The 19,000-nt window shown below is 61.0% G+C and carries 14 protein-coding genes; 11 read left to right on the top strand and 3 right to left on the bottom strand.

The annotated features are described in order from the left end of the window. Positions 1 to 177 precede the first annotated feature (177 nt). Positions 178 to 1,098, top strand: coding sequence for a LamG domain-containing protein (locus tag FJ404_04580; GenBank protein MBM3822163.1), 921 nt, complete (start codon positions 178 to 180; stop codon positions 1,096 to 1,098). Between the two features lie 62 nt (positions 1,099 to 1,160). Further along, on the top strand, positions 1,161 to 1,553 hold the full coding sequence (locus FJ404_04575) for a hypothetical protein (protein ID MBM3822162.1): 393 nt from the start codon (positions 1,161 to 1,163) through the stop codon (positions 1,551 to 1,553). A 42-nt stretch (positions 1,554 to 1,595) separates the two neighbouring features. On the opposite strand, the gene FJ404_04570 is transcribed toward FJ404_04575, so the two are convergent. Next, positions 1,596 to 4,214 (bottom strand): hypothetical protein, encoded by a 2,619-nt coding sequence (locus FJ404_04570; GenBank protein MBM3822161.1) that lies wholly within the window; start codon positions 4,212 to 4,214, stop codon positions 1,596 to 1,598. Between FJ404_04570 and FJ404_04565 the strand changes: the two genes are divergently transcribed. Continuing rightward, a complete protein-coding gene (locus FJ404_04565; protein ID MBM3822160.1) occupies positions 3,783 to 5,300 on the top strand; it encodes an MBL fold metallo-hydrolase in 1,518 nt (505 codons plus the stop codon). The genes FJ404_04570 and FJ404_04565 overlap by 432 nt on opposite strands. A 25-nt stretch (positions 5,301 to 5,325) precedes the next feature. Here FJ404_04565 and FJ404_04560 read toward each other — a convergent pair whose 3' ends face one another. After that, positions 5,326 to 8,214 carry a hypothetical protein gene (locus FJ404_04560; protein ID MBM3822159.1) on the bottom strand — a complete coding sequence of 963 codons (2,889 nt, stop codon included), beginning with the start codon at positions 8,212 to 8,214 and terminating at the stop codon, positions 5,326 to 5,328. A gap of 57 nt (positions 8,215 to 8,271) precedes the next feature. Continuing rightward, on the bottom strand, positions 8,272 to 8,631 hold the full coding sequence (locus tag FJ404_04555; GenBank protein MBM3822158.1) for a hypothetical protein: 360 nt from the start codon (positions 8,629 to 8,631) through the stop codon (positions 8,272 to 8,274). Between the two features lie 93 nt (positions 8,632 to 8,724). Between FJ404_04555 and FJ404_04550 the strand changes: the two genes are divergently transcribed. From FJ404_04550 to FJ404_04515, 8 genes are all read left to right on the top strand, one after another. Beyond that, on the top strand, positions 8,725 to 9,513 hold the full coding sequence (locus tag FJ404_04550; protein ID MBM3822157.1) for an efflux RND transporter periplasmic adaptor subunit: 789 nt from the start codon (positions 8,725 to 8,727) through the stop codon (positions 9,511 to 9,513). A gap of 2 nt (positions 9,514 to 9,515) precedes the next feature. Beyond that, positions 9,516 to 11,420, top strand: a complete 1,905-nt coding sequence (locus FJ404_04545) for an HlyD family efflux transporter periplasmic adaptor subunit (GenBank protein MBM3822156.1) — start codon at positions 9,516 to 9,518, stop codon at positions 11,418 to 11,420. 16 nt (positions 11,421 to 11,436) lie between these two features. Continuing rightward, positions 11,437 to 13,593: a hypothetical protein gene (locus FJ404_04540; GenBank protein MBM3822155.1), complete on the top strand. Its 2,157-nt coding sequence runs from the start codon at positions 11,437 to 11,439 to the stop codon at positions 13,591 to 13,593. Beyond that, a complete protein-coding gene (locus FJ404_04535) occupies positions 13,512 to 15,596 on the top strand; it encodes a prepilin peptidase (GenBank protein MBM3822154.1) in 2,085 nt (694 codons plus the stop codon). The genes FJ404_04540 and FJ404_04535 overlap by 82 nt, the downstream gene beginning before the upstream one ends. A gap of 47 nt (positions 15,597 to 15,643) precedes the next feature. Next, positions 15,644 to 16,408: a glucose 1-dehydrogenase gene (locus FJ404_04530; protein MBM3822153.1), complete on the top strand. Its 765-nt coding sequence runs from the start codon at positions 15,644 to 15,646 to the stop codon at positions 16,406 to 16,408. A 173-nt stretch (positions 16,409 to 16,581) separates the two neighbouring features. Continuing rightward, the gene (ruvC, locus tag FJ404_04525) at positions 16,582 to 17,202 is read left to right on the top strand and encodes a crossover junction endodeoxyribonuclease RuvC (protein ID MBM3822152.1); all 621 of its coding nucleotides are present in this window, start codon (positions 16,582 to 16,584) and stop codon (positions 17,200 to 17,202) included. A gap of 12 nt (positions 17,203 to 17,214) precedes the next feature. Continuing rightward, positions 17,215 to 17,820 (top strand): Holliday junction branch migration protein RuvA, encoded by a 606-nt coding sequence (gene ruvA / locus FJ404_04520; protein MBM3822151.1) that lies wholly within the window; start codon positions 17,215 to 17,217, stop codon positions 17,818 to 17,820. 1 nt (position 17,821) lies between these two features. Further along, on the top strand, positions 17,822 to 18,517 hold the full coding sequence (locus FJ404_04515; protein MBM3822150.1) for a DUF374 domain-containing protein: 696 nt from the start codon (positions 17,822 to 17,824) through the stop codon (positions 18,515 to 18,517). The last annotated feature ends 483 nt before the right edge of the window (positions 18,518 to 19,000 follow it).

Raw genomic sequence — 19,000 nt, 5'->3', positions numbered from 1 at the left:
TAGGGCCGGCCTGTCCCAGCCCGCCGCCCACTGGATGCAAAACATCATGCTCCGGCGGCGCGCCGGGACGGACGCGCCCTACCTGCATCCCCGGCAACATCGGGATGCACCGGTGATCGGGAGCGCTCGTCAGCCAGGCTCGACTTCTGCCGGGCTTTGTCTGAGGGTTGAGGCATCATGTTCACTCCCCATTCAACTCTGATCGGGTGTTCGGTTTCCAGAATTGCACTGCCAGGACTCGTTGCGCTGTTTGTGTTGGGCTTGACGGGTTGTGGCACGGTCGGTGGCGGGAAGTCCTCGGAGCTGCGGAGCGCGCTGACTTTTCATGCTTCCTTTGATCATGGATTGAACGCGGATTGGGCACGGGGTGACGGCCAGCTCTATCATGCGGTGTCCACCAAACGTCCGCGCGTGCCTGTGCCCGGATTGCCGGCCCAGGGGACGGTCGAGATGGTGAAAGACCAGGGCCGGTTTGGTCATGCCCTGCGGTTTACGAAAAAGATTCCGGAGGCGGTGTTCTTCAAAGCCAAGGACAACGTGGCGTACTCGACCGGGCCATGGGCGGGGACGGTCTCCTTGTGGCTCAAGGTGGATCCCGCTCGGGAACTGGCTCAGGGATATTGCGATCCGATTCAAATCACGCCGAAGGACTGGAATGATGCCTCGTTTTTCGTCGAGTTCGAAAAGAAGACCAACTCGATCCCGTTCCGGCTCGGCGCCTACGCCGATTTCAAGGTGTGGAATCCAGGCAATCGAAAATGGGATGATATTCCGTTTGAAGAGAAGCCGTTGACCACGGTGTTGCAGCCGCCCTTCGCGGGGGACCGATGGACCCACGTCGTGTTTACGTGGGAAGGATTTAATACGGGCGAAGGCGATGGCTTGGCGCGGCTGTACCTGGACGGGAAGCCGGCCGCGATGCTTTCGCCGCGAGTCCAGACCTATCATTGGGATCTGGAGGCGGCCCACATGATGATCGGGCTTTCCTACATTGGCATGTATGACGAACTCTCCGTGTTCAATCGTGCATTGAGCGAACAGGAGGTTTCCATCCTGCATCGCTTGCCCTCCGGGGTGGGGGGATTGATTCGGCGCTAAGGGCAGGTGAGGTTAGTGATGGAGAATCAGGTCTCGACCGGATTCGCAACTCACGTGGCGGCATGAGCCGAGAAGTTCCAGAAGCGCTTCGCACTCACCGGAATTCCCGGGTGCTGGCATTTTCGGCGAACCTCAGCGCCCATTCGGACATCACGCAAGCTTTCGGTGAGGCTTTGAAGCTGTTGGGCGATGTTCAGAGGCACGGGTCACGTCCAACATCCCATGGCTGTGAAATCGCCTCCACCGGTGGCACGATATTCTCGTTCGCGTACGGCATGAACGCGGTCGCGTTTCGGTTGGACGACCGCATGAAAGTCCGCGCCTTGGCATCCGGGGCGGAAGCCATTCCGGAATGTGGTCCGGAATGGGTGACCTTCACTCTCTTTCGGGACGATTGGCCCCGTGTCGATCTGGAGTTCGCGGCTCGCAAGGCCTACGTCTCCGCTCGTGAATAGCCGGATGGCCCGGACTAAATACCGAATCCAGCGAGCCCCTCCCTAAGGACGACGGGCGTCTCGGGTCCAAGTTTGCGACAGGGCCTCTCGCGGGATGCGCGGTGTCTCCAGATCTAAAATCCACGCATTGTGTTTCCAGGGGTGGACTTGGGTGGAGGCCAGGTCCACTCCAGGATCGACCACGGGTTGGAAGGGGCGGCGATTCAAGGAAACCGCAGTAGCGGCAAGCACTTTGGGGCGGCGTCCGTAGCGCGCTTCCCACCACGCGGCCACTCGCAACGCGTAGCGACGCAGGAGGAATGGGTTGTAACCGATATGAAGAAGCTTCGACTTGGTCGCGTCCCGGACATGATTCCAGACCACACGCGGGGGCATCGAGGGTTGCCGGAGGCGGTTCATGACGAACGTCTGTGGCATGAAACCGCGCACCCCTAATCCCGAGTCCATCGTCAATACGGTGATCGGGATCGATGAAGGAGGATGGAGGGGGGCAGGGGAGGTGTGCAGAAATCCCCGGTTCCAATGATGCTCGCGGATTCTTCCTGCTCCCCGCGCATCCAAGTCCAAGACCTCGGAGTCTTCCAGCAAAAGGAATGGGCCATGAGGTTGTTCGGAACCATCAAGGAGGAAGGGCGGGAAAGTGCGCAGGAAAGAGAAGAGCTCCTCCGGCGGTCCGTGATGGGCGTCCAGACCGGATTCTCCTCCCCATCCGCCATCGGGTTGAGATTGGAGATAGCCCAAGACGCTTTGAATGGCGGCGGAGGCGGGAGTCCGGGTGGATCCCGCAAAGGCGGCGGACACTTCGCTTTGGTCCCTTCGACTGAGCCGGTTCCAGAGGTGGTAGAAGGCGTCCTTGGGAGCCACGGCCGTTTGGATCCTTTCCGGCTCGCGCCCGTAAAGTTCCCTCCAGAGCTTGGAAGCGCGCGACCTTGCCTGGCTTTCATCGCTGATCTTTTCTGGAGCGCCGAAGGGATTATAGAGAATTCGATAGCCTACGATGGGCTCCAGAAGCACGACCATTTCAGGGAGAGTGGTCCAGGGCAGTCTTCCCGCATCGACTTTTCGAAAAAGCAGTGGAGCCCCCTGATAGTTTCCCCATGAGAAGTGGTTGGAGCTGGCTGGTGAAGTCAAGAGCTGTGGATCATGAATGGAGATCTCGCAGGTGGCGGTTTGATAAACATCCGCTTTGAGACGCCAGCTGAAGGGCAGCCCCTCCGCCGTCAGGCGAGCATCGCCCGCGATCAAGAAGTGCCGCATCGGTAGGACCCCTTGGAGGAGGAGCCAAATCAAGGTGAATCGGGCTCCCCAGTGGACGGGCCAAGGGGTCATGGAGGAGGATGGTGCAGGTGGTGGGGCGCTCCTCATCTTCCAACCCAACAGGGCCCCGACGCCCGGAACGAGGCCCAAGCCGGGCCAAAACCAGCTCCAATCTGGCGAGCGCCAGCGCGGGTGACGCAACCATCCCCAAAAACGGAGGGGCCAGTCCGGCTCGAGAAAAATGGTGGCGGAAAGAAGGCCGAGCAATGGGAACCAGTCAATATCGTCAAATATCACGAACCGGTTGGTAAAATGAAACACGGTCATGCAACCCAGGCCGAACCATCGGGTGCGCGGAATCAGCAGCAGCGCGCCCGCAGTCAAATCGAAGAGGCACCCGGCGTAGCTGATGCCAAAGGCGAGACCAGGCTGATGGAGGAACTCTTTGACGAAAGCGAGTTGCGTGGACGACAGGTAAGGGATCAGTGGCGCAGTGACATGGTCCCGCGTGAGGAACCAGCGCACCGGAGTGGCGTCCAAAAGCCAGTCCGCGTTCAGCTTGGAGATGCCCCCGAAAAGGTAGGCCAAGAACAGCTGACCTCGGAGAAGGATCACGGTCCATCCCGGCACTCGACGGTCTGGTTTCGAACGACGCCGGAGCCAGCCGTCCACACTGGCGGCCTTGGCGGCAGGGGTGAGGACGAGCAACCCCGCGATGAGAAGTTCGAGGTAATAGTGGCTTTGCCAGTAAGTGCGTGTTGATTCGACCACGAACAAGTAACCCCAGCTCAGGAAGAGCCCCAAACTGGAGAGGCGGAAAACAAATCCCAGGGCCACGGACAGCGAGCAGATGGAAAGCACGCCGCAGAGCACCTCGAAACCCTGAGGAGGAAGCATCGGCACCCAGGAAAACCATGCGTAAGGAAGCGAAAATTTCAGATCGAACCCGGAGAAATAGGTTTCCAATGGAATATGCTGGTTCGTGATGGGAGAAGGCGCCTGAAGGGAACGTGTTTCCAAAAACATCAAGCATCCGAACGCGATCCGAAGAAAAGCGAGGGAAGCGCCATGCACGGGCTGATCAAGGCGGGCGATCCAAAGGCTTCGCCAGAGCGGCACCGCCGGGGATCCGGCCTTGCGCGGCTCCCGAGCGTGACAACGTGCTTTCAAGTCCTCAGCATAATCCACGCTCGGCGTCCATTCTGTCGGAGGAACGACACCATCGTTGTGTTGTTGCGTCGAAGCGCGGGCGGACTTGGGTTTGATTGCTTGCGGGAGGAACCTCTTGCTGAAGTCAATGGGAGAGAACCTTTGAATGCGAAGCTGAAGCGGCGAGATGAATTGGGAATTCCCCGGTCCGCGGACCAGGGAGTTTTGGACCCTTGTCCGGCTCGATCCCCTCATGGTAGTTTCCCCGTTCAGCGATCCCAACCTTCATTTGCCATGAACTATTCTTCACGATCTCCAGCCTTCTCTGTGAGTGCCCAAATCGACGCATTCCGCCGTCCGGTCGGTCTGATGCTGGCGGCCTTCGTCAGCGCCGCCCTGGCGGTGGCGGAAGTGGGAAAGGTGGAGCAAGTCCAGCCCGGCATCTATTTTCACGAGGGCGACCTGGGCCGGTTTGGGCACTGCAACAACGGATGGATCGTTTTCGACGATTACGTGCTGGTCGTGGACGGCAATTTTCCTTCCGGCGCCAAAGCCGTCATTCCCAAGATCAAGGAAACCTCCGACAAACCCATTCGATTTGCCTTCGACACCCATCACCACGGGGACCACGCCTACGGCAATCAAGTGTGGGTGGAGGCTGGCGCCATTCCCGTCGCGCATGAGGGCGTGGTGGAGGAGATGAAAAAGTACGAAACCGGTTACTACGGCGGAGCGCCCGGCCGCTGGGAAGAGGCGGCCAAGGGACGCGCCGATGTGGCCGCGTCCAAGCTCAAGCCGCCGACGCTGCTCTTTCGAAAAGAAATGATCTTCGACGATGGCAAGAAGAGGGTCGAATTATTGCACCTCGGCATGGCGCACACGCGCGGCGACGGATTTGCCTGGCTGCCCAAGGAAAAAATTCTCTTCACGGGTGATGCCTGCGTGAATGGCCCGTACAACTTCACTGGCGACGGCGATATCGGACAGTGGATCCAGACCCTGGAAGCGGCCATGAAATTGGGAGCCAAGACGATCTGCCCGGGGCATGGCCCGGTGGGCGGACCTGAAGTCTTGGAGGATCAGCACCGGTATTTCGTCCAACTTCGGGCCGAGGTGAAACAACTGGTGGACGCCGGGAAGTCCGCCGACGAGGTCAAGAGCTCGGTCGATGCGATCAAGGCTCGTCTGAAATCGAATCCCCGCATCGAACGTTACGTGGGAAGCTTCTTTTCGGCCCAGGTGGAGAAAGTCTATGTCGAACTCGGAGGCAAGCCGTTCCAAGCCCGGGGACCGTTGTTCGACTCGCGGACCGTGGCCTCCGGACGCTCTCGCCGGCCTTAAGAACCGTGCAACAGGGGCATTGTTCCTACGGCGTCATACGCAGACGAAGGAATCGAATCGTCCGTCCAAATCCTTGCGGGACGATGATCCGGACGATTTCCTCGCCGCCTTGAGAGAGTCGTGGGAATCCGGAAAACAGGAGATCGGTGTAAGGACCCGCCGGAGTCAACGCTTCCTGGAGAATGTAGGAGCGTCCGGGCGCGCCTGTCCATCGAAGCTCCAAGCCTGTGGGGAGCAGGGTGGCGGACAAGGTCAATCTGGAGGCACCTGAACGAGGGTCGGTGCCGGCGCGGAATTCGGCCCAGTTGGACATCGAATCCAGGTCGGGATCGAGATGAGCGTCTGCAACGAGAGGGTTGCTCCCGTAACGGACTTCCCATCCATCCGGCAAGCCGTCGCCGTCACTATCGGCCACGTTGGGATTCGTGTCGTGCAATAACTCATCCTCGTTGCGCAAACCATCGTCGTCAGGATCGTCGCGATCCGGGGCCAGAGCGACCGTCAGCGGTTTGATCAGCATTTGGCCGGTGGCGTTCGTCCGGAGGGAATGACCGTGGAATCCCGTGTCCAATACTCGCGCCGGGGGACGAGTCAACGCCTCGGGGGGTTCCGATGCCACCACCGCGGCAACCTTCACCTCGTCACCGAAATGGATGCCGCCGAACAGGGTGAGAGGGATGGCGACCTTGATGAAGTCCGCATTGCGCTCGTACGTGACCGTGCCTGACTGAGGTGAACGATTGAATTGTTGAATGCTCACTTCGGAAACCGACGGAAAGCCGGCTTTGAGGAGAAAAGCGCCCTGGCCGCCGGGCAAATTCATGTCGGGGCGTTGAAACTCCTTCAGCGTGGAGTCCGCGAACTCGTCGCCCAGCACCAGCGCGAGCGACGGAGCGAAATCTTCGAACCGGAGTTCCTCGAGAAAATCCAAAGCATCGGCGCCTTCGGAAAAGGGGTCGGGTTTGCCGTTGCCCAGTCCCGCGAGCGAAGGGACGCCGGGAACTCGGGAGTGTTGCAGGAACAAGCAGATTTCCTGGTGCGGATAGAGCATGACGCTGGAGAGGCCGAGGAAAAGATGGGAGCCGTCATGGCTGACTCGGAGTTCGCCGAGATTAGACTCCTGGCCGGCCTTGGCCGGGATGGCGGATCCCCGGAAACCAAAACTCTGGCCGCGGATATTGCCATCGTCGTCATTGGCGGGGCCGGTTTCCATGCCGATGGTTTCCCGGGTGGCGAGGAAGGTTTGCGGAGCGGGAGCCTCGCGCCCGATGATCGAGTAGTCGAATTCGCGTTGGAACGAGTCGATGCCGCGCACTCGCATGACCTGGTTGGTGGCGGTGACAAAGATGGCGTGATGCGTGATGTAGAGCTGGGCGCTGGCGGCGTCAGGGCTGGTCAATCCATAGAGGTAAACCCCGCCTCCCCCCGTGACGAAGGCGTGGACCCCTCGAGTCGGATTGAATCGTTCAAAGACATGATCGTGCCCGCTGAACACAAGTTGGACTCCGTAGCGAGTGGCGAGGGGGAGAATGTAATCCCGCGTTTCATCGCGATCCGGCACCCGGTTGAAATTGTAGTCGTCAAATCGATGGGCGCTGGACGTCATCATTGGATGATGCATGATGATGATCTTCCATGGCTTCTTCGACGCCGCCAGGTCCTGCTCCAGCCAGCGGTGTTGAGGGTCGCCGGGAGTGGGCGCGTATTGGCTGAAATAGGGGACCAGAACCACGGCCACATGGAGATCCGCGTGGTCGAAAGAATAAAAGTCCTCATTGCCGAACACCGAGTTGGTGGGGAAATGAAACGTGTCGCGGAAATGCTGGGGCCCCGAGTAGAGATCGTGATTGCCGATGGCAAAATAGTAGGGCGTGGTGCGCATGTGGCGGCCATACACGCTCAAACAGCGGAGATCGGCTCTCGTGAAATGGAAGTCGGGGTAAATGATGTCTCCGGTGTGGAGGACGATGTCCGGTTGACCCGCGCGCAGCAGGTCGGCGACCCGCAATTGCGCCAGCGACCCGACGCCGCTGTCCCCGATGACCGCGAGCCGAAAATCTCCGGAGGCTTTGGCGGTCTTGAACGTGGACAAGGCGGACACGGCGTGGGCACCATCGGAACTGCGGGATTCGATGCGGTAATGGCGGAGTTCGCCGGGGTTCAGACCCGGGACCAGGACGGCGTGTTCTGTGGCCATGGCGGAATGGTTCGTGGTCCAGGGACCGGCCGAGGTGGGGCCATGAACGACGAAACCTTCCGTGGGTTTGGGTGTCCTCCACACCACTTTGATGGAGCTTTCCGTGGCGCTTTGGAGGAAGGGGCCCCGGTTGAAGTTGGCGAGAAGTTCAGGGGCGAGGGCAAGACCGTAAGCCCCCGAGGTCCAGCCATGCACCTGAATGGCTAGAATATTCTCGCCCGCGACCAGCAGTTTCTTGAACTCGGAAATATCGATGTCTTCGGCGCCCGCCCGGATCCTGGAAAGCGCCGCGGTTTCCGGCGCGACCGGGGTGCCTGACACTCCTTGAAGGCCCCGTCTGAGGAATTCCTTCCCGTTCAAATAAGCGACCAGCCCATCCCGATAATCAAGGCGGAGGATGAGCCACTGAATGGACGCCAGGTTCTCGACCTGGAAACGTTTTCGGAAACGGTAAGTCAGACCGAGGGTAAAAGGCAGGGTGGTGGCTTCGTCGTAGGACCCATAGCCCAGGCTGAATCCAGACCGGCCTTCGGTCCAGGACACGTCATCAAATCCGGGTTGGATCCAGTCCTCCGTGCGCTGGGTAGCCTCGATGAAGCGCCATGGCTCTCCGATACGGATCAGGCTGATGTCTTCGGCCTCAAGGGGGGTGGAGGACAAGAGGAGAAGCAGCATCCAGGGGATGGCAAAATCAGTGCGTCTCGATCGGTGGTCCATCGAGATTCAAGCATGATGGCAAACCGGAAGAGAGGGCAAGCTTGCGGTGGAGACTTCTCAGTCGTTCGGTGCATCCAGAGGTTGTCTGTCGTCTGGCGCAGGCTGCCAGCCTGCCGTATCGCCGACGGCCCGTCGGCCCGGCGGGTGAAGAACGAGGCCCTTCCGTGTTCTCCACGCGCCGGGTTCCCTTCGTCGCCCCGCCGGCTGGGCAGCCTGCGCTAAAGCAGACAGGGCTGTCTGCGTGACCATGACAACGTGGTCACCAAAAACCTCTGGATACACCGTTGTGAAATATCCGTGTATCCCGATGTTGTTGGTAGGGCGGGCCTGTCCCAGCCCGCCGCCCACTCGATGCAAAACATCATGCTCCGGCGGGGCGCCGGGACGGACGCGCCTTACCTGCATCACCGGCAACATCGGGATGCACCGGTGAAATATGCGGGTTTTCGGGAAAGCTCGCTTTTTCATGGAGAATCGTCAATATTGAGGACTTTGCGCTTGGAGTGAATCATGAACAGACTTGATTTTGCGGTGAGCTCTGGCCGTGCTGCGGTGACTCGACGCGAGGCCGTCTGGTGGCGTGTCGTCCTGTTGTTGGTGGTGATCGCCGCGGGGTCGGCATGGGCGGCGGCCCACTCCGCCACGGGCATTACCGAATCGATTTTGGACGCGACTTTGAGCAGTCCGGTGCCCGGGGTGCTGGCCCTGCGGAAGGTGAAGGAAGGAGACAAAGTGCGGCAGGGCGACGTGTTGGTGGAACTCGATCGACGGCTGGAAGAATTGGAGGTGATGCGGCGCAAGGCGGTGCATGCCCAGAGCAAGGCGGAGTACGAGGTCACCAAGGCGTTGTTCGAGAAACCCGACAGCTCCACGCCAAAGGTCGATGTTGAGCGTCGTTTGCTGGAATACGAAGTGGCTAAAGTGGAACACGAGCTGGCGGAGGAACAATTGCGACGGCGTGTGGTCCGGGCTCCTTTCGAAGGGACCATCGCCGAGGTTTTCCTGCAGCCGGGCGAAGCCTGCCAGGCGCAGCAGGCTGTGATTCGGCTGGTGGACACGCGCCAATGCTATTTCGTTTGCAATGTGGAGGCGCGTTTCGGCCGTGCCTTGCGAGTGGAGCAGGAGGTCGAGTTGGAGATTGGCGAAGGGGGCGAGCCGCACAAAACGCGTGGGAAAGTTGTGTTCGTTTCTCCGATTGCTGATCCAGCCAGCGGGTTGATGAAAGTGAAAGTGCTCTTTGCCAATCCGTCCGGGACGGTGCGTCCGGGGGTCGCCGGAAAAATGAGGTTTCAGGAATAGTCATGCTTACCGTGCGCGAGGGATGGGCTCAGGCCTTGGAGGATGGCCTGAGGGAAATGGTACGGATGAGGCAATTGACCGGGCCCGCCGGGGAGTTTTGGGCCGGTTATCTGTCCGCCGCGGCCAAGATCACCGGGGCCACGCGGGGTTATTTATTGTTGCGCGACGCGGCGCAGCCGGACCGGCTGAAGAAGCTGGCTGAATGGTCGGCATCCGGGCAGGGCCACGCCAGTCCGGCGGTGCAATTGTTTTTGCGCTCGATGGGCAAAACGCTGGAGGAAACGGTGACACAAGGGCAGGCGCTTCTACCTCTGTCCGGGTCCTTGGAATTGGCCACAGATTTTTCGGTGGCCGCCTTGGTTCCGCTTCCGGCTGGGGCTCGGGAGCACTGTGTGGTGGCCTGCCTGGTCGAGCAGACCGCTGTTGAGCAGGCCCGGGAGTCATTGGCGCGTTTGCGGCTGGTAGCGGATGTGCCGGCTGCGTACCGGCAACAGCGGGAAATCGAGGCTTCGCGGCAGGAGGCTGAAAGGTTTGCCTCGGTCCTAGACACGCTGGTTCAGGTCAATCAAGAAAAGCGTTTTTTGTCGGCGGCGCTGTCCTTGTGCAACGCTTTGGCTACGCGGTTCCGCTGCGAACGAGTGACCCTGGGCTGGCTTGACGGGGGCTACGTCAGGCTGCAAGCCATCAGCCGGGTGGATCGATTCGACAAGCACATGGCGGCGGTGAAGGCCATCGAGGTGTTGATGGAGGAGTCGCTCGATCAGGATGACGAAATTGTGTGGCCGGCGCCGGAGAGTTCGAAATTGGTGGCGCGTGAGCACGCCCAGTATTCTCGCGATCAATCGGCTTCGAATCTCTGTTCGGTTCCGCTTCGCGGGGGAGGGAAACCCGTGGCGGTGCTGACATGCGAGCGCGCAGAAGGGGCCTTTACGGAAGCGGAGCTGGAACAGTTGAGGCTGGCGGCGGATCAAACGTCGGCACGATTGATGGAATTGAAGAGGGTGGACCGGTGGTTTGGCTCGCGCTGGGCGGCGGCGGGGAGGGAAGCGTTGGCAGGCTTGCTCGGTCCGGAGAAGACCTGGGCCAAGCTCGGTGTGCTGGCGGGCGCCGCGGGGTTGGTCGTGCTTTTCCTGCCGATTTTTAACTACAGGGCGGAAGGGAGTTTTATCCTGCGGAGTGGAGATGTAGCGTTTCTGACTTCGCCCTTTGACGGATACATCTCGCAATCGACCACGCGACCCGGCGATGTCGTATCGAGCAACGCGGTTTTGTTGAAACTCGACACTTCGGATCTCGAGTTGGAGGAAGCGAACGCGGTGGCTGAGGTCAACCGGTATCTGCGGGAAGCGGAAAAGGCGCGGGCGGACGCGGAGCGTCTTCGAGCAGCCGGGCGGGTGGTTGGCCTGGCCGACATGCGAATCAACCAGGCGCTCGCCGAGCAGGCGCAGAAGCGATTGGAAATCCTTCGATTCCGGCTGCGTCAAGCCGAGCTGCGCGCTCCTTTTGACAGCATCGTGGTGGAGGGAGACTTGCGGCAAAGGCTGGGGTCGCCCGTGAAGCTGGGCGATCCGCTTTTCCGGTTGGCCAAATTGAATCCGATCTATGTGGAGGCGGAAATCGAGGAGAACGACGTGCATGAGATTCTCGAGAAGTCCACCGGGGAGATTGCATTTGTCACGCAGCCGAAATTGAAGTTCCCGATTCGCATTCAGCGCATCGAGCCGGCAGCGCTCCCGAAGGAGGGCAAGAACGTCTTCGTGGTGCGATGCGAGCTCGCCGGCAGAATCGAGCCATGGTGGCGTCCGGGCATGAGCGGGGTGTGCAAGATCAACGTGGAAAAGCGGACCCTGTGGTGGATCCTGACGCATCGGACCGCCGATTTCTTGCGCCTCTTTTTCTGGTGGTGAGGGAGGAAAGCCGATCATGACGGACACCACGCTGACGTTTAGCGAATCATGGTATCGGATCGCCGGGCAATCCATCGCCTTGCGCCCGGGCGTGAGGGTGCGGCGGCAGTTTTACCGGGGCGAGCGGTGGGTGGTGTTGGAGGATCGCTTCAGCAACCAGTTTTTCAGGCTGACCCCGGTGGCCTACGAGTTCGTCGCGCGACTTCGGCCGGGTCGGACCGTGGAGCAAGCGTGGAAGGAATGCCTGGATCGATTTCCGGACGAAGCTCCGGGCCAGGAGTCGGTCATTCAGTTGCTGGCGCAGCTTTATTTGAGCAACTTGTTGCAGTACGATCTCGCGGCGGACACCGCGCAGCTCTTCTCGCGTTATCAAAAGGTGCAGCAGCGGCGGGCGAGATCGCAGTGGTTGAACCTCATGTATTTGAGGATTCCCTTGCTGGATCCGGACGCGTTCCTCGTCCGAACACTGCCCGTGGTGGGGAGACTTTTGGGTTGGTTGGGCGCGATGCTTTGGGTGGGAGTTGTGGGATGGGGGTTGAAGCTGGCGGCGGATCATTGGACCGGGCTCATGGATCAGACGGAGGGCGTGCTGTCTCCCTCGAATCTGCCATGGCTGTATCTTGCGATGGCGGGAGTCAAGATCGCTCATGAATTTGGTCACGCGTATCTGTGCCGCAAGTTTGGAGGCGAGGTCCATGTGATGGGGGTGCTGTTCATGATTTTCATGCCGACTCCCTACGTGGACGCGACCTCGAGCTGGGGATTTCGGAGCCGCTGGCAGCGCATGTTGGTGGGGGCGGCAGGGATGATCGTGGAGCTTTTCGTGGCGGCGATCGCCATGGCGGTGTGGGCCTCCACGGGCCAGGGGTTTGTCCACAGCCTCGCCTACAACATCGTGTTCGTGGCCTCGGTCTCCACGCTGGTGTTCAATTTGAATCCGCTCCTGCGTTTCGATGGTTACTATATGCTCTCGGATTGGCTGGAGATTCCGAACCTGCACGAGCGTTCTTTGAAGCATTGGCGTCATCTGGCGGAACGGTATTTGTTCCAGGTGCGGAACTCGACGAGTCCGGCGCTGGACCGAAGGGAGGCGGCGTGGCTGACGGTGTATGGATCGACGAGCGCGGTTTATCGGGCCATTGTTTTTGCGGGGATTATCCTTTTCGTGGCCGACCGCTTTTTGCTGCTGGGCGTGTTGATGGCGGGTTTTTGCATCTTCGCGTGGATCATTCGTCCTGCCTTCATGCTCGTTCGATATCTGTTGTTGGATCCGAGACTGGAGAGGACTCGCGGGCGCGCCTGGGCGGTGACCGGGTGTGGTGTGGCATTGCTGGCCGTCGCGCTGGGTTTGATTCCTTTCCCGCATCATTTCAGGGCACCGGGCGTGATTGAAGCTCGACGATGGTCGGAAGCGAGAGTGCTGGCTGGAGGACAGGTGGAGCGCATTTTCGAGACCTCGGGAGCCAGGGTTCGGGCGGGGCAGCCGTTGCTACTCTTGCGCAACGTTGAACTGGACGCGGCTATTGCCGCGGCGAAGTCGAGCGTGGAAGAGATGGAGGCGCGCCTAGCCCAGGCCGGCGTGTTGCAATCGGCGGATGTCAAGCCCTTGCAAAGCCGCCTTATTTCCGCCCAACAGCGGCTCGATCGGCTGGAGCGGGACCGGCGGTCGCTTGTGGTGACCGCGGCTCATGAAGGTGTATGGGTGGCGCCGCACCTACAGGAATGGGCGGGCCGATGGCTGGCACGGGGGACAGTTTGCGGTTTGGTATTGGATGATCAGAGTTATGATTTTGTTTCGACGGTGGCGCAGGACGACGCAGACCGGTTGTTCGCGGAGTCCATGCGAGGCGCTGAATTGAGGATGCACGGTCAAGCGGGGTTGAACATGAAGCTTGGCGCGTTGAGGATCGTGCCGGCGGAGAAGCAGCGATTGCCCTCGCAGGCCTTGGGCTGGGCGGGCGGTGGAGACGTTCCAATTGCACCGGATGATCCCAGCGGACTGAAGACGGTGGAGCCGTTCTTCGAGGTGAGAGCCCCGGTGGAAGCGGCGGCGCACGCGGTGTTGCTCCACGGGCGTTCTGGAAAAGTACGATTCGCTCTCAAACCCGAGCCCTTGCTGCCGAGATTCAGCCGTTGGTTTCGGCAGTTGCTGCAGCGCCGGTATCAGCTTTGAACACCCCTTCGCAAGTTTATCGGCGGCTGGGTTATCGCCGGCCCGGGAGACTGCACCAGGGGTTGGACGCGGTGGTGCATGCGGCGCTCGGGCGCCATGCCCGGCGGGAACAAGTGCTGCGTGATTTGTGGAATTCCACGGAGCGTGTGCTGGCGATGGAACCGGAGTTTGCGGCCATGGGTGACGAGAAACTCCAGGAGCAATTGCGCGATTTGGCCAGCGCGGTCCGGCGTGGCGGTCGTCCATCCGAAAATGCGCTCCCTCGAGCCGTGGCTGCCCTGCGTGAAGCCTCGAGGCGGCAACTCGGTCTGCATCCGTTCCCGGTTCAGATTCTGGGCGTGTTTGCATTGCATCAGGGTTGTCTCGCGGAAATGGCCACCGGCGAAGGGAAGACACTGACCGCGGGCATCGCCGCGGTCCTGGCGGGCTGGGCGGGTCGTCCATGTCATGTGGTCACGGTCAATGACTACTTGGTCCGGCGCGACCGGGATTGGCTGCGACCGCTGCACGCGTTTTGCGGCGTGAGTTCCGGAGTGGTCACGGCGGATCTTGGGGCCCAGGAACGGCGGGTTGGCCATGCGTGCGATGTGACCTACACCACGAGCAAGGAATTGCTCGCCGATTTCCTCCGCGATCGCATGCGGGTGGGAACGGTGGATGCTCCGGAGCGAACGTTAATCCGGCGGATGAAGACGGGCGGCAAGGGAGACGACGGACTGGTCCTGCGCGGACTGCACACGGCCTTGGTGGACGAAGCGGACAGCTTGTTGATCGACGAGGCCGTGACTCCGTTGATCATCTCGGCGCCACGGGAAAACGCGGACCTCCGCGACGCGGTGGAAACGGCGCGGGACATGGCGGAATCCATGGAGCTTGGTGAGGACTATCGAGTGGATCCGCGCTATCGCGAGATTGAACTCACGGAGGCGGGCCGGGAGAAGATTTCGGCCCGCAGTTTCAGCTTGAACGGCTTTTGGCGCGGCATGCATCGCCGCGAAGAGTGGGTGCGGCAGGCGTTGTCCGCCCGCGAATTCTTTCTCCGAGACAAGCAGTACGTGGTGGCTGACGGACGTTTGATCATCGTTGATGAATTTACCGGGCGTCCGATGCCCGGAAGATCCTGGCGGCAAGGATTGCATCAGGCGGTGGAAGCGAAGGAGGGGCTAGGCTTGACGGATCCTTCTGAAACGATCGCCAGGATGAGTTTCCAGCGGTTTTTCCGGCTGTTTCACCGATTGGGAGGCATGACCGGAACGGCCTCGGAATCCGCTTCGGAGCTATGGCATGTTTATCGGCTGCCCGTGTTGCGAATTCCGTCCAACCGGCCCTGCGTGCGGGTTCAGCATCCGGATCGCTATTTTGCGGACTCGTGTTCCAAGTGGGATGCCATTGTGGGGGACATTCGGAAGCTTTCATCGAGCGGGCGACCCATCCTGATTGGCACGCGGAACGTGGCTGCGAGTGAGCGGTTGGCGGAGCGTCTTTCGGCCCTGCATATACCCTATGGCCTGCTCAACGCCGTCCGGCATCAGGAGGAGGCGGCGATCGTCAGCGAAGCCGGGCAGCTTGGGCGGGTGACGATTGCGACGAACATGGCGGGCCGGGGCACGGACATCAAATTGGGACCGGGCGTTGCGCAAGAGGGGGGCTTGCACGTGATCGCCACGGAACGGCACGAATCTGGGCGGGTGGACCGGCAATTGTTTGGGCGGGCGGGGCGCCAGGGTGATCCCGGCAGCGCGCAAGCCTACGTCAGTGCGGAGGATGAGTTGTTGACTCGCCACTTGCCAGAAACCGTGGTGGGATGGGTCCGGCAAGCTTTGCGTTCGGGCTGGCCGCGCGCGGCGCAGATCGCGGGATGGGCGGTGAGAAGGGCTCAGGCCCGCGCTGTCCAATTCGCCTTCCGGCAGCGGAAACAAATTTTGCGAACCGATCAGTGGCTGGATGATTCGCTTTCATTTGCCGGGCCGCCGGTCGGGGCGTCGGCGCCGACGGAGCGATGAGACCGGCTTGATCCGGGCTCGCGTTGAAAGAACTGGACTCATTTCATATGACAAGACTCCTGAACAAAATCGCGCTCGTCACGGGCGCGGGATCGGGCATTGGCGCGGCGATCGCCGAACGTTTTGCCAAAGAGGGTGCCTGCGTGTGGGTGACGGATCGAGATGAGGCTTCCGGCAGGTCGATCTGCGAAACGTTGACCGCGTCCGGTGGGCGCGCCGAGTTTTGGCCCCTGGATGTGGTTTCGGAAAACTCTTGTGAAGCCGCGGCGGCAGCGGTGCGGGCGCGATCCGGACGACTGGATATTCTGGTGAACAATGCCGGGGTGGGGCATGTGGGCACGATGGCGGGGACGACAGGGGCGGATTTGGACCGGCTTTACGCCGTGAATGTCAGGGGGATCTTCAACGTGACCAAAGTATTCTTGCCGGGCATGATCGAGCGGGGCAGCGGTTCGATCGTGAATCTGGCTTCGATTGGAGGCTTGGTGGGAATTCGAGACCGGCTGGCCTATTGCACCACGAAGTTTGCGGTGGTAGGGCTGACCAAGTGCCTGGCGCTGGATCACGCGCGGGAGGGAGTGCGGGTCAATTGCATTTGTCCCGGGCGGGTGGAAACGCCGTTCGTGACCGCCAGGCTCAAAGAGTATCCGGACCCCCGGAAGGCGTACGAGGAGATGACTTCATCCCAGCCGATGGGCCGCATGGGCAGGCCGGATGAAATTGCAGCGGCGGCTTTGTATCTCGCGAGTGACGAGGCCGCATTTGTGACCGGATCGGCTCTGCAAATCGATGGGGGCTGGAGCGCGGGTTGAGGTGGTTGGCGGTTTGCGCCGGAGGATTCGCAGTGCATCGACAGGTTGTCAGTGATGCGCGCGGCAGCGCCGTGAACGGCGCGCCCCGACGACTTGCGGATGCCCCGGAGGATTCATCGAGCGCGGCGGCGCTCTCGACATTCCGGGGTACGGCTGCCACATTTTGATCTCTCATGGGTGTATCCTTGAAGCAATTTGCCGAGATGCAGGCACGGGTTTCGGGCCGGTGCCCGCCGGGTCGGGCGAAGGCGGGGAATGATGGATCGGTCGCGATGGTGGCGAGCACGGTGAGCGGAGCGGTGTTGTTGGGATTGGATCCTTCCTTGCGTGGCACAGGCTTTGGGGTCGTGCGGGTGGCCAGGCAGGGATGCACATGGATGGCTCATGGGGTGGTACGGTGTGACCGCGGCTGGAAGCGATCGCGCTGTCTAGCGAAGATTCACGAGGAGATCAGCAGCGCGATAAGAGCGCATCATCCGACCGTGTGTGTGGTGGAAGGGTTGTATTTCGCGCAGAATCATCAGACCACCTTGATCATGGGCGAGGCTCGCGGCGCGTCTCTCGCGGCAGCGGCTTGCGCCGGCCTGGAGATTTTTGAGATCGCCCCGCGCCGATTGAAGCAGGCGATCGTGGGTTACGGGGCAGCCGGCAAGCCCGCCGTGGCGCGGATGGTGCAACGCATGCTGGCATTGGCCGAGCCACCCGAGAGTGATGCGGCGGACGCGCTGGCCCTGGCGCTGGTCTTCGCGCAAGAGCAGCGGCGGCACGGATTGGCGCCCCCCAAGAACTTGTAGTCGGAAGCAGGCATGATCACGTTTCTCAAGGGCACTTTGGTTGATTCCATCCCCACGCAGGTGACGGTGGACGTCGCGGGCGTGGGCTACGAGCTGCTGATCCCGTTGTCCTCCTTTGACCGGTTGCCCGCTCCGGGTCAGCCGGTGCGCATCCTCACGCATCTCTCGATTCGGGAGGACGCGCATCAGCTCTATGGGTTCATGACGGAGTCGGAGCGACATCTTTTCCGCCTCTTGATCCACACCGTGAGCGGCATTGGGCCGAAAATCGCTCTGAATATTCTGAGCGGCATGAATGTGGTGGCGTTTCGGGGCGCGGTGGCCAAAGGCGACGTGAAGTCTCTTTCGCAAATTTCCGGCGTGGGCAAAAAGACCGCCGAGCGGATGGTTGTGGAATTGAGGGATAAGATTGGCGAGGCCGGGGCTTGGGAAGCTTCGAGTGAGGCGCGATCCGCCGGGCCGGAAGCGCAGAAGACGTCCGATGCGGTGTCGGCGCTGGTGGCATTGGGATTGAAGCAGGCTGAGGCGCACGAGGCTGTGAAGGCGGCCCTCGCCATGCTCGGGTCCTCCGCGACCGTGGAGCAGTTGGTCCGCGCGTGTTTGAAGAAGAGCGCGTGACATGGAGGCTTCCTCGAGGACGCGAAGGGCGGAGACCGGGGCGCCGCATCGTTTGACGATGAGGAAGCGCGCGGCGGCCTTTGCGATCTTCGTCTTGATTCGATTGGTCGGGATGACGTTGAGGGTGAGGATTGATGATCCTTCAGGGATTCTGGATCGACACGGGGGAGAGACGTTGATTTTTTGCGTTTGGCACAATCGGCTGGCCTTGTGCATGGAGTTGTACCGGCGATTGTTCATTCCTCGGCGCAGGGGGCGCCAGCTTGCCGCCATGGTGAGCGCCAGCAAAGACGGAGCGATGATGGCGCGGCTTTTGGAATGGTTCGGCGTGGTTTCAGCGCGAGGCTCCTCGAGCCGAAGAGGACCCCAGGCCATGTTGGAATTGAAGTCCAGCGCGGAGGCGGGACTCGACCTGGCGCTGACGCCTGATGGCCCGCGGGGTCCGCGCTATCGGGCGCAAACTGGCGCGGTAGCCTTGGGCCAGATCACGGGGCTGCCCATCCTGCCTGTCTCCTACGAGCTTGGCTGGAAAATATGTTTAAGAAGCTGGGATCGCTTTCAGATACCCCTGCCTTTTTCCAACTGTACCATCAGGGTGGAGGAACCGGTGCGGGTGGCACGGGACGCGACCGAAGCTGCGCGCGAGGAAAAGAGGGTGGAATTGGAAGAGAAGCTGAATCGAATCACGCGGGATTAGAGTTGGACCTCAGCGTGAGGTTGCCGGATCGCATCGGGACAGCCATGCCAGGGTGATGCGGCAGCGATTTTGACGCATTCGTTCGAACCCACAAGCCGATCCTCGACGAGGCCCGATATCGATCGTTCGAAAGTCAGGCCGAATCTCGACCAAGGTGCGAAGATCACCTGCCGGCCTGGCTGCGGTAGGAGCGCGTTTGAGTCTCGTCAGGCAAAGAATATTTATTCGCCGCTCATCGTTCGCCGCTCCGCGAGCTTGGTCTCCAACAGATGTTCCATCTCGGCGTAGCCGCGATCCCGCGCAATGTCTTACAGGCTGTCGTTGACGGCGAGTCCGACGGGGTCGGGATCCAGGTCGAGGAGGCAGGCGGCGACTTCGAGCTGGTTTTCCCGCACGGCGAAGTAAAGCGGTTTGCGATAAGCGTGTTGACAGCGTGCCAGCGAAGGGTCGCGGGCCAGCAAGTGTCTCACGGTTTCGAGATCG

The sequence above is a fragment of the Verrucomicrobiota bacterium genome (assembly GCA_016871495.1).
Classification (GTDB): Bacteria; Verrucomicrobiota; Verrucomicrobiia; order Limisphaerales; family VHDF01; genus VHDF01.
The sequence above is the reverse complement of the archived record's forward strand: the minus strand, read 5'-3'. Positions and strand labels throughout refer to the sequence as shown.